Annotated in this window: 13 protein-coding genes; 9 read left to right on the forward strand and 4 right to left on the reverse strand. The window is 72.5% G+C overall.

Annotation, left to right across the window (positions count from 1 at the left end; all coding sequences use genetic code 11):
- Window positions 1–41: 41 nt before the first annotated feature.
- Window positions 42–1328, forward strand: a complete 1287-nt coding sequence (locus FBY24_RS11435) for an ATP-binding protein (protein WP_142160697.1) — start codon at window positions 42–44, stop codon at window positions 1326–1328.
- A gap of 46 nt (window positions 1329–1374) precedes the next feature.
- Here the strand turns inward: FBY24_RS11435 and FBY24_RS11440 are convergent, their stop codons facing one another.
- Window positions 1375–1797, reverse strand: coding sequence for a hypothetical protein (locus tag FBY24_RS11440; RefSeq protein ID WP_142160699.1), 423 nt, complete (start codon window positions 1795–1797; stop codon window positions 1375–1377).
- 151 nt (window positions 1798–1948) lie between these two features.
- Between FBY24_RS11440 and FBY24_RS11445 the strand changes: the two genes are divergently transcribed.
- The 4 genes from FBY24_RS11445 to FBY24_RS11460 all read left to right on the forward strand — a co-directional run bounded on the left by FBY24_RS11445 (window position 1949) and on the right by FBY24_RS11460 (window position 4004).
- A complete protein-coding gene (locus FBY24_RS11445; RefSeq protein WP_142160701.1) occupies window positions 1949–2569 on the forward strand; it encodes a hypothetical protein in 621 nt (206 codons plus the stop codon).
- Between the two features lie 96 nt (window positions 2570–2665).
- Entirely contained in the window at window positions 2666–3241 is a 576-nt protein-coding gene (locus tag FBY24_RS11450) for a hypothetical protein (protein WP_142160703.1), read from the forward strand.
- Window positions 3238–3594, forward strand: a complete 357-nt coding sequence (locus tag FBY24_RS11455) for a transcriptional regulator (protein WP_142160705.1) — start codon at window positions 3238–3240, stop codon at window positions 3592–3594. Before FBY24_RS11450 ends, FBY24_RS11455 begins: the two co-directional genes overlap by 4 nt.
- Window positions 3591–4004, forward strand: coding sequence for a hypothetical protein (locus FBY24_RS11460; protein ID WP_142160707.1), 414 nt, complete (start codon window positions 3591–3593; stop codon window positions 4002–4004). Before FBY24_RS11455 ends, FBY24_RS11460 begins: the two co-directional genes overlap by 4 nt.
- Window positions 4005–4372: 368 nt before the next feature.
- Here the strand turns inward: FBY24_RS11460 and FBY24_RS11465 are convergent, their stop codons facing one another.
- Window positions 4373–5617: a HipA domain-containing protein gene (locus tag FBY24_RS11465; RefSeq protein ID WP_142160709.1), complete on the reverse strand. Its 1245-nt coding sequence runs from the start codon at window positions 5615–5617 to the stop codon at window positions 4373–4375.
- Entirely contained in the window at window positions 5614–5886 is a 273-nt protein-coding gene (locus FBY24_RS11470; RefSeq protein ID WP_222117240.1) for a helix-turn-helix domain-containing protein, read from the reverse strand. Before FBY24_RS11470 ends, FBY24_RS11465 begins: the two co-directional genes overlap by 4 nt.
- A gap of 304 nt (window positions 5887–6190) precedes the next feature.
- Here FBY24_RS11470 and FBY24_RS11475 point away from each other — a divergent pair, with 304 nt between their 5' ends.
- Genes FBY24_RS11475 through FBY24_RS11490 form a run of 4 tightly spaced genes read left to right on the forward strand, consistent with a single transcriptional unit; the run spans window position 6191 to window position 10475 of the window.
- A complete protein-coding gene (locus FBY24_RS11475) occupies window positions 6191–6952 on the forward strand; it encodes an ABC transporter ATP-binding protein (protein WP_174243488.1) in 762 nt (253 codons plus the stop codon).
- A complete protein-coding gene (locus FBY24_RS11480) occupies window positions 6949–9264 on the forward strand; it encodes an ABC transporter permease (protein WP_142160711.1) in 2316 nt (771 codons plus the stop codon). Before FBY24_RS11475 ends, FBY24_RS11480 begins: the two co-directional genes overlap by 4 nt.
- 19 nt (window positions 9265–9283) lie before the next feature.
- Window positions 9284–10087 carry a hypothetical protein gene (locus FBY24_RS11485; protein WP_142160713.1) on the forward strand — a complete coding sequence of 268 codons (804 nt, stop codon included), beginning with the start codon at window positions 9284–9286 and terminating at the stop codon, window positions 10085–10087.
- A gap of 4 nt (window positions 10088–10091) precedes the next feature.
- Window positions 10092–10475 carry a GntR family transcriptional regulator gene (locus tag FBY24_RS11490; RefSeq protein ID WP_142160715.1) on the forward strand — a complete coding sequence of 128 codons (384 nt, stop codon included), beginning with the start codon at window positions 10092–10094 and terminating at the stop codon, window positions 10473–10475.
- Between the two features lie 42 nt (window positions 10476–10517).
- On the opposite strand, the gene FBY24_RS11495 is transcribed toward FBY24_RS11490, so the two are convergent.
- On the reverse strand, window positions 10518–10874 hold the full coding sequence (locus tag FBY24_RS11495; protein WP_222117242.1) for a hypothetical protein: 357 nt from the start codon (window positions 10872–10874) through the stop codon (window positions 10518–10520).
- Window positions 10875–10935: the final 61 nt, after the last annotated feature.

Below are 10935 nucleotides of genomic sequence, written 5' to 3' on the forward strand. Positions count from 1 at the left end.
AAACTGTAGCCTAGGGGCCCGGCAAACTGTATCGTTGAGCCATGTCACCTGCGCAGACGTCCTACCGGTCGCGGGTCGTCGACGCCCAGCTCGACGAGTACCTCGCCGAGCTGCCTGCCGTCGCCATCGACGGCCCGAAGGGCGTCGGCAAGACCGCGACGGCGTCCCGCCGGGCCCGGACCGTGCTGCGACTGGACGACGAGGCCGACAGGGGTGTCGTCGAGGCCGACCCGGCCCGGCTGAGCCGGGCCGAGCCGCCCGTGCTCGTCGACGAGTGGCAGCGGCTGCCGGTCACGTGGGACGTCGTCCGTCGCGCCGTCGACGACGGCGCCGACGCCGGGGCGTTTCTCCTCACAGGGAGTGCGTCGCCGGAGACGCCGCAGACGCACTCCGGGGCGGGGCGCATCGTGACCCTGCGGATGCGTCCCCTCACGCTCCCCGAGCGTGGGTGGGAGACTCCGTCGGTCTCGCTCGCGGGCCTGCTGGCGGGACGGGCCCGGATCGAGGGCGCGACCTCCCGCGTGCTGGAGCACTATGTCGACGCCCTCATCGGGGGAGGCTTCCCCGGCATGCAGCACGTGAGCCCCCGGCCGCGGCGCGCGCTGCTCGAGGGCTACGTCGACAGGATCGTCGACCGCGACTTCCCCGAGGCGGGCCGCGAGGTCCGCAACCCGGCCGGCCTGCGTCGGTGGATGCGTGCGCTCGCCGCCGCGTCGGGGACGTCGGCCTCGTACGAGACCATCCGTGACGCCGCGTCCGCCGGTCACACCGACCCGCCGTCGCGCGCGACGACGCAGCCCTACCGCGACACCCTGGAGCGCATCTGGGTGTACGACCCGGTCCCGGCCTGGGACGCGCCCTCCGGGGCCGGCCTCTCCCGCCTCGTCTCCAGCCCCAAGCACTTCCTCGCCGACCCGGCCCTGGCCGCCGTGCTGCTCGACATGGACGCCGAGGCGCTGATCCGCGGGGACGACGGGCAGGTGGCCGTCCAGCGTGACGGCACGCTGCTCGGCGGGCTGTTCGAGTCGCTCGTCGCGCTCAGCCTGCGCGTCTTCGCCCAGGCCGCCGACGCGCGCGTGTCGCACCTGCGCACCCGCGGCGGCGAGCACGAGGTCGACTTCCTCGTCGAGGGGCGCGGTCGCCGCCTCGTCGCCGTCGAGGTCAAGCTCGCCAGCGCACCCACGGCCCGCGACGTCCGCCACCTGCTCTGGCTCAAGGACCAGCTCGGCGACGCGCTCACCGACATGCTCCTCGTCACGACCGGCCGCGAGGCGTACCGCCGCCCGGACGGCATCGCGGTGGTCCCGCTCGCGCTGCTCGGCCCGTGACCGCCCTCGACGACGTCGCCCGGCGAGCGCCGGCGTGCCGCCGCGGTCAGGGCGTCCAGCCCTCGGGGCCGGGCTGTGCGCTCGCCGTCACCGTCCGGGGCACGGCGACGGCCTGGACGTCGTCCTCGTAGACGACCTCGCCGGGGTCTGCCGTGCGCAGCTCCACCCACGCGACGCCGTACCGGTCGAGCAGTGCCAGGTACTCGCGCGTCATGGCGATGAGCGCGTGGGCGTCGTCCTTGAACCACGCGCGCGCACCGGGGTGGAGGTCGGGGTCGTAGCAGAGCGGGTCCACGGTGGACGGATCGACGTAGGCGGCGGTCATCCGGTCGTTGGCGGTGCGCCACCACGCCGCGTCGTCAACCGACAGGGCGGCCTCGCGCGCCAGCCCGTTGGCGAGGCCGAACACCCCAGGGAAACGTCCGGAGGGGCTGCGGAGCGCGCTCTGGAACCTGACGAACCCGGCCATGCGGCCATCGTCGCAGGGCTGGGCTCAACTACACGCGGTGCCGCGACATGCGGCTCGACCCTGCGAGTGACGATCGAGCCGCGCGAAGCATCTGCTGACGCCAGTGCTCGCCAGCCTTGACGCTGGGCGGGCGCCCCGCCAGGGTGAGGGCGTGGACACCCTGCCTGATGTCGGTCCTGACCTGCGCCGACGTGAGATCGCGGTGCGTCGCGCGGAGGGCGTGCTGCTCCGTTCCCACGCCGTGGGTGTCGCCGTGCTGGCCGCCTGGGCGGCCGTCATGGCGTCGAACGCGGGGGCGGAACCCCAGCGGGCGATCGGCCTGGCGGTCCTCGGGTTCGCGCTCGCGGGCGTGATGCCGGCGTTCGTCTACGGCGCGGCGTGGTGGGCCGTCCGGGCGGGGGAGAGGTCCAGGCGGACGAGCGGAGGCGGTGCGGGCCTCGGCGTGGCGGCCGTCGTGGGCCTCGTGCTGGTGCCGCTGCAGCCTGCGCTGGCGCTCCCGCTCGGAGCGTTCGGCATGTCCGGGCTGCTGGGCCTCGGAATCGTCGCGCTCGGGCTCCACCGGCGCAGCCGCCTGCTCTGGGGCGCGGGCGCGGGGGTCGTCGCCCTGCACCTGCTCGTCTGGCTGGTCCTCCTCGTCGTGGGGTGGAGCGCGTTCGAGGTGTGGGTCCCCGTCGTCCTGTCGGCGGCCACCAGCGTCGGGCTCGGTGCGTGCGCGTCGTGGGCCTCGACCCAGGCCCGCCGGTCCGAGCGCGCTGCGCGGTTCGCGGCCTGACCGTCGCACTCGGGCGCCGGTGCGCCCGGCTCGCGCGCCCGGGGGTCGCCCGGAGCGGCCTTGACCGCACTTGCTCTGCGGTGCAGAGTGACTCGCGTGAGCAGCCTCCCCGACTTCGTCGACGACGTGCGCCGCCGCGAGCGCGCCGCGCGGCACACCGACTCGCTCGTGCTGACCGTGCACGCCGCCGCGCTCGCCGCCCTCACGGTCGACCGCGCGCTGGGCGACCCGGGCTTCCGGTGGTGGAGCATCGCGCTCCCCGCGATCGTCTACGGGCTGCTCTGGATCGTCGTGCGCGGGCGGGAGCGCGCCACGGGCATGGGCGGCGGACGCGACGGGTTCGGTGCCGCGGCGGTAATCGCACTCGCCCTCGCCCTGTTCTTCCCGCTCTCCTTCATCGGGGTCACCATGGCGGGGGTCGGGACGTTCCTCGGGATCGGCCTCGTCGCGATCGGGCTGCGCCGCAGGAGCCCGCTGCTGTGGGCCCCTGGCGCAGCGCTCGTCGTGCTGTGCCCCCTCGTGGCGCTCTACACGATCGACAACCATGTGGCGTTCCTCGGGCCTGCTCCCGGGACGGTCGTCCTCGGCCTGCTCACCGCGGTTCTCGCCGCCTGCGCCGTCCGCGCCTACGTCGTCGAACGTCGGGTGCTGGTCGGCGCCCCGGCGGCGTGAGCGACGCCGACCGCCACCCCCTCGCCGACCTCGACGAGACCGTCCACCAGCGCGCCCGCCTGGGGATACTGGCCGTCCTCGTCGAGCACGAGGAGGCCGACTTCACGCGGCTCAAGCGGGCCCTCGGGCTCACCGACGGCAACCTCGGCCGGCACCTCGAGGTGCTCGTCGACGCCGGGCACGTCGAGCTGCGCAAGGGGTCCGACGGCCGGCGGGCGCGGACCTGGGCGCGGATCACCCCGCAGGGGGAGCGCGCCCTGGCCGCGGAGGTCGACCTGCTCCGCCGCCTCCTGCGGCTCAGCGACCCGCCGCGCCCCGCCGAGCCGTCGCACACCCGAGGAGAACACCGATGAAGCGCCGCCCCCGCCCCCTGACCGTCGTCGCCGGCGTGCTGCTCGCGCTCGCGGTGCTCTACCTCACCGTCCCGGCGATCCTCATGCGCCCCCAGCAGACCGAGGCGCTCTTCACCGCCGAGGACGTCGGCACCGCACCGGAGCCCCAGCGGCGGGCGCTGGCCGACGGCGTCGTGACGCTCGGGGAGATGGAGGCCGCCTGGGAGGCCGAGCGCGCCTGCCTGCAGGGCGCCGGGTACGAGCCGGGCCCCGCCGGGGTCGACGGACCCGGCACGGGCTTCACCATCGAGGTGGACTACACGGGCGAGACCGACTCCGCGGCCGCCGACCGGGAGTTCGACCGGACGTACCGCCGGTGCCACGCCACCCACGCCGAGCTCGTGGCGCACGCGTACTTCTGGGACCGCTGAACAGGTGAGGCGTGGCCGCGGCGGCTCGCGGCTGCGTCAGGACGTGGGGCGCGCCGCATCCTCTACGGTCGTGGCTGTGCGCGGATGTCCACGCTGCGGCGAGCGAGGCGTGCCGGTGCTGTTCGGACTGCCGGTCGAGGCCGCGCGTGCTGCCGGCGCCGCCGGCGACCTGGTGCTCCTGGGCTGCTTCGAGCCGGAAGAGCCGCAGCACTAGCGGTGCGGCCGGGGTCATGGCTGGAGCGTCGCGGACGAGGACGCGTGGCAGGCTGACGTTCTCGCGGCGCTCACGAAGCACGGGTACCGCGAGGACGGCGACGACTCGTAGCGCGTGGGGTCGAGGTCGCCGACCGGAGCCGTCGACGACGGCTTCAGATCGTCGTGGCGGTGGTCGCGTCGTGCAGCACCCGGGCTGCACGGTCGTCAATCTGTGCTGCGACCGCCGAGGTGTCGATGCCGTCGCCCGCGCAGTCCGGCAGGGCCTCGCGGATCGCGGTGGCGACGTGCTCGACGACCTGCCGCACGTCAGTCGGTCGAGCCCCCCAGCGCTGCGCCTCGCGGACGAGGTGCGAACCGGTCAGGTGGCGTAGCCGGGTCTGGCCGTCGAGCGCGAGCCCGAAGTGCTGGTAGGTCGGGTTGAGGAGGAAGATCGGTGCGACGTCGTACAGCGGGGCCATGTCGCACGCCGGCCGCTCGCCGAGGGTGAGCGAGTAGTTCTTGGCATGCGCGTCGCCGTTGCCGACGACGAGGTTGAACGTCAGCTGGGCGAGCAGGTCCGCGACGAACCTGTCGGGGTCCAGCGCCTGCGGGCGCGCGACGGCGACGAGCTGCTCCAGCCGCGACGGCCGTCCGGTCGAGGGCTCGTACTTGTCGCGTGCGGCGACACCCAGGGCCTGGGCCATGTCCTCCTGGTGCAGGCGTCGGCCGTCCTGGCGGTCGAAGCGCTCGACGACGACGGCGGTGCGGCCGTCGAAGTCGACCAGCTCCGCCGTCGCCGCGGGCAGGCCGGCCGTCCGGGCGAGCCGCAGGGTCCACTCCTCCCAGCGGACGAGGTCGGGGACGGCCACGTCCGCCACGGGCTCGGGCTTCACGATGTGCGTCGACATCGCTCCGTCGGCCGGCCACGCCCAGCCGTCGTCGGTCCGGGTGAGCAGCACCTTGGCCTGCACGCCGCCGAGCGAGGCGCTGACGACCTCGCCGTCGGGCGGGTCGAGGGTGGGAAGACGGGACACCAGCGTGGCGACCTCGTCGTCCGACATCGGGACCAGCCGACCGGTGCCGACCGGGGTGTCGTCGGGTGTCAGCTGGACGGCCCCGGCGCACTCGCGGCCGAGGATCCTCAGGAGGGCGAACGCGTCGCCCGGGCTCACGCCGTTCTCGCGCTCCAGCGCCGACCGCACGCTGCTCTCGGGCAGCAGGTTGTCGAGGAACCGGTCCAGGGCCGGCCCTTGGATCCGGCGGTCGGTGACGGGGAGGGAGAGGGACAGGGGGCACGTGCCGAAGCCGTAGCGGTGGACGGCGTCGGGGTCGAACCGCAGGCGCAGGCGCCCGTTGCGCAGGCGGTGGACCTCGGCGAGACGCGAGCCGTGGAGCCACACCACCAGACGGTCGGTCATGACACGGTGACCTGGGAGCCGCGCGGGACGACGACCATCTCGTAGCCGCAGCGGGCCAGTGCCTCGAGCACGGTCTCGGCCGAGACGGAGGCGCCGCGCTCGAGACGGGACAGGGTGGGTCGCGAGGACGAGATCAGGTCCGCGAGCTCGTCCTGCGTCAGGCCGCGGGTCTCCCGGGCGTCACGGACCGCGACGCCGAGGGACCGCATGGACCTGGCGCGGTACCACTTCGGGCGAATCACATCTGATTCATTCGGCGCCTGCTGCATGGGTGCATCATATCTGATGCATTCGCCATAAGGTTGCGATTGAATCAGATATGGCTCAGGGCGTCCCCGTCAGCGAGTGGGGCGCTAGACGCAGTCGCGGGTCAGGGGGCCTCGGAGGGGTGAGCGCCGAGGGCGTCGCGGACCGCGTTGGCCAGGGTGGGGGGCCACCGGTTGCAGGGGGCCTCCCTCATGGACTTGGCGTGACGCGGGGGTGGGTTGCGGCCCCGCGTGCTGACCTTGCGGTGCGGCATAGGCCCGTGCCAATGTAGCGCTGTCTTAATACACTGGCACAGCAGGGGGCGCGATGTCGCACGCGAGGCGCGAAGTGACGACCAGGGAACTGGGAGACGTGGTGCACGCCGCCCCCGTCCTCGTGGCACGAGGTCTTCGGAAGTCCTACGGGAGCGCGGTCGCGCTCGCTGCGGGGGAGCTCGAGATCCGGCGCGGTGAGGTCGTCGCAGTCACAGGCCCGAGCGGCTCCGGCAAGTCGACGCTGCTTCAGTGCGCCGCAGGCATCACGTTGCCTGACTCGGGAGCGGTGTGGCTCGATGGCCAGTCGGTGACTGACCTGCCGGATGCGGCGCGCGCACGCCTGAGGCGTACGGCATTCGGCTTCGTCTTCCAGTTCGGCCAGCTCGTCCCCGAGCTCACCGTTCGCGAGAACGTGGCGCTGCCGCTCCTGCTGAACGGTGTCCGGCGGCGGAAGGCGATGGCCGCCGCAGCAGAGTGGCTCACGGTCTTCGGCGTCGATGAGCTCAGCCGGCGCCGGCCCGGGGAGGTCTCCGGGGGGCAGGCCCAGCGCGTGGCTGTCGCGCGTGCGATGGTGATCGAGCCGATGGTGGTCTTCGCCGACGAGCCGACCGGTTCGCTCGACTCGACCTCGGGGTCTCGCGTGCTCGAAGCGCTCGTCGACGCTGCGCACGAGCGCTCGGTCGCAGTCATGATCGTCACGCATGATGCTGCGGTCGCCGCTCGTGCCGATCGCGAGGTCGTTGTCCGGGACGGCGTGACGATGCCCTCGGACGATGTGATCTCGCGCGACTCCCGAGCGGGAGTCGCGCCGTGATCCGGCTCGGTCTTCGGATGGGCGTCATCGGAGGCTTGCGCACATCGCTGCCTACGGCCGTCACCACCGTCGCCACCGCCATCGGTGCGCTGCTGCTGCTCCTGATCCTGAGCATCGGTCCCGCGATGCAGGCGCGGGCCGACCGCGTCGCCTGGATCAGCAGTCCGTATCTCACGAACCCCGCATCAGTGGGGCATGCGGCGGACGGATCCGTGACCTACATCGCGACAAGCACCGACCACATCGGCGCGGAGGCCGTCCTTGTCGTCGACGTGGCTGGTACGGGCCCCAGTGCCCCCGTGCCACCAGGGATCGCTGCGCTCCCGGGCGTGGGCGAGGTCGTGATGTCGCCAGCACTTCGTGAACTCGTCGCGAGCAACCCTCCGGCACGCGATCGATACGGGGCGGACGTCGGCGACATTGCCGACGTCGCCCTCGAGGGTCCGGACGCCCTCGTCGCGGTCCGGGGGGTCGCGGCTGCGGACGCTGCGCTCGCTGGCCTTCCGGTGACACGGTTCGCCGAGGCGGGAACTGTCCCGGAGCTCAGCGGCGTACTGGGTGTGCTCCTCCTCGTCGCGGCGGTCGGGGCGATCGCACCCGTCATGCTCCTCGTGACGATCGGCACCCGGCTGACGGTGAGGAGCCGCGAGAAGCGCCTCGCCGCGCTCAGGCTGGTCGGTGCCACACGGGCGCAGGTGGCGCAGCTCGCCGCCGTCGAGTCCGTGGTCCCGTCGACGGTCGGAGCCCTGCTCGGCTGTGCCCTGATGCTCGCGCTGCGCCCGGCGGCCGCGCACGTCAGCTACGACGCAGGGCGGTGGTTCCCGTCGGACCTCACGCCGGCGCCGTGGGGGTTCGTCGCGGTCGTCGTGGGCGTGCCGATCGCGACTGTCGTCGCGACGCTCCTGACGCTCTCACGCGTCCAGGACGAGCCGATGTCGACCGCGCGTGGTGCGCGGGCGAGCCGCGTGCGGTCGTGGCGCGCAGCCGCGTTGCTCGTCGCTCTCCCGGCCGCCTACCTGCTCGTCGCGGGCGCGTCAGCCGGAGACGTGCTGGGAGGAGGGGCCGACCGCGCGACCGCGGTCGCCTTCGCCCTGCTCATGATCGGGCTCCTGCTGGCGGGTCCGTGGATCACCCAGGTGGTGGGCGACGTCATGTCGCGTTCGGGGCGCGTCGCCGCGCTCCTCGCGGGACGCCGCCTCGCAGACTCCCCTCGCGTCGCCCACCGCGCCGTCGCGAGCGTGGTCCTGGCCGTGCTCGTCTCGTCGTTGTTCGTCATCACGACTCCAGCGGCGGCAGAGACGTTGACCAGCACTGACGGAAGCGGTCAACGCTCCGCGACGGCACGTGCGTCGGTCTTCTACGCCGCGCCCGCCGCGACGGCACGCGTGGTCGATCGGCTGAGCAGCACGCCCGGCCTCCGGGCTCCGACCGCCGTGTACGAGGGAGCCCTCCAGACGAGCGCGGGGGCCGTCCGCGTGTGGATGGCCGACTGCGCCGGGCTGCGCGAGGCTGCCCGGCTCGACGGTCTGCCCTGCGCAGAGGGCCCGCTGCTCGCGACAGGCGATGTGGCCGACCTGACTGACGGGCTGGGTGCCCAGGGGGAGGGCATCACGCTCGACAGCGTCTGGGACGCCGAGGTGTCCTCACTGCTTGCGCCAGCTGCTGACGCGGTCAACACGCTGCATCTCCCCGTCTCGCGGGTGGCGGTCATGCCTGACCTTGGCGGGCCCGACATGCCGGACCTCGTCGTCGACTCGTCGTTGATCAGTGAGGAGCTCCACGAGCTCCGGCCGACGCTCGTCGTCTTCCGGTACGACGACCCGGTCGCGCTGGAACAGGCGCGGACCGTCGTCGTCGGTGAGGTCCCCGGAGCGAGCGTCGCAACGAGACAGACGGTGTTCGACGGGTACAGCCAGGATGTGCGACGGCTGTACCGGATCGTCGTCCTCGCCGTGGTCGGCATCGTCGTGATCGCCTCGTTCAGTCTCGTCGTCGCCGCCATGATCGGACTCGTCGAGCGCCGCCGCCCGTTCGCGATGCTCCGTGCCGCGGGTGCCTCTGTCGCAGTGCTTCGCAAGGTGGTCCTGCTCGAGGTCTTGACTCCGCTGATCGTGCTGGTGGCGCTCGCGTCGGTGCTCGGTGGCCTCATAGGCTCGTGGGCTGCCGCCGCTGCAGGAAGCAACCCCACGTCTCATTGGTCGAGTGTGTTGCTCCCCGCTGCGCTCGGCGTCGGCATCTGCCTGGTCATGACCTCTGGCGCCTTGCCGTTCGTCGGCCGTGTCACCGATGGCGAGGCCGCGCGTGCGGAGTGACGAGAGCGTGACGAGGGGCGTGGGCGACGTGTCGCCGTCCGAACGTCGTGTGCGAGCCTGGCTCGCCGTCACGGCCGTCGTTGCGTGGGTCGCCGGTGCGGCGGCCGCCGCGGCGACCTTTCGAGGCTGGTTGGTACCCGACTGGCTCGTGGACCTGCCTGGTCTCGACGAGGTCCTGGCGCCCGCAGCGTTCGGTGTCGCCCACACGGCGGTCATCATGGCGGGGGAGCTGGGTCTACGCCGCAGGCTCGGCCGCGTCCGAAGTGCGTCGTTGGTCCGACGTCGAGGGCTCGCGCTCGCCGACGGGTGGGTCTTGCGGCTCGGGGTGGTCGGCCTTCTTCTGCTCGTGGTGGTGGTAGCGGTCGGTGCGGCACTCTCGGGATCCGATGGTGAGACCCTCGCGCACGGTGACCCGGGCGCGTACCCGGTTCTCGTGAGCGACGTCACCGTGGGCGTCTTCCCTGGCCCCCGCTACGGCGTGACGCTGGTCTTCGGGGCTGGGCTGCTGGTTGCGATGTTGTGGGCTGTCCTGCGGCTCGTCGAGAAGCGGCCGTCGATCGGCGACGCAGAGACAGACCTGCGGCTTCGCCGGCTCACCGCACGTCGCGCGGTCCGCGCGCTCTCAGCGTCGGTTCTTGTCACGGCAGCGGTGCCCGGCTTCCTGGGAGCCGTCGCCGTCGCGGAGTCGTACCCAGACGGTCTTCTGAGACTCGCCGGCCTCTGGCTCTCGGCGGGGTTCGTCCTGCTCGCCGGTGCGGCGGTGCTGATGAGCGTGCTGCCGGTGTCCTTGCCACGTGGTCGGCCCGGTCAGAAGGGCGAGTGACGTGGTGCCCAGCATCACCGTCGACGTCGACAGCCCTGTGCCCGTGTACGAGCAGATCCGAGGCCAGGTCGCGGGCCTGGTGCAGATCGGGGTGCTTCGGGGAGGGGAGCGACTCCCGAGCGTTCGCGCTCTCGCGTCCGACCTTGGCGTCGCGGTCAACACGGTTGCTCGTGCGTACCAGGAGCTCCAGGCAGGGGGCTACGTGGTGACGTCACGTCGGGGTGGTACGCAGGTCGTGGGCTCACCTCCGACGCATGACCTTGGCCCCGTGCGCGAGGCTGCCGCGGTGCTGGCCCGACGGGCGCGGGACCTTGGTGTCGACGCGGACTCGGTGCATGCGTTCGTGGCCGAGGCGATACGTCTCGAGGAAGCTGCCGATGGATCGTGAGGGCAGTGGGCCGCGGGAGACGGACCCCGCGGCCCACCTGCCTCAGGTCACCGTCAGATAGCCGTTGGCGATCGTTCCCGGGGCCGTCCAGCTGAAGCTGACGCGGGTGCCCTTCGGACAAGCGCCAGCGGTCTGGTAGGTGATGTTGTTGTTGAAGACGCCCTTGACGCGTGCGCACTTACCGTCTGCGTCGGTGTCCTCGACCCATCCGGACATGGTGACCTTGCCACCCGAGCAGGTGAGGGTCCAGCTGGCCTTTCCGCCGCTGACCGACGGGTTGAACGATTGTCCACACGTCCCAGCGGCCGCCGGGTTTGCTCCGGCGATGATCGTCCCGCTTGCAATGACCAGTGCGATCAGTGTCACGCGTGCGCGCGCACCGATACCAGACTTCTTCATCTAGTCCCCCTGTCACTAATTTGTGCCGAGATATGACTCAGCAAGATGACACCCTAGCGGT

Origin of the sequence: Cellulomonas sp. SLBN-39, from assembly GCF_006715865.1 — a bacterium.
In the GTDB taxonomy this organism is placed as follows: domain Bacteria; phylum Actinomycetota; class Actinomycetes; order Actinomycetales; family Cellulomonadaceae; genus Cellulomonas.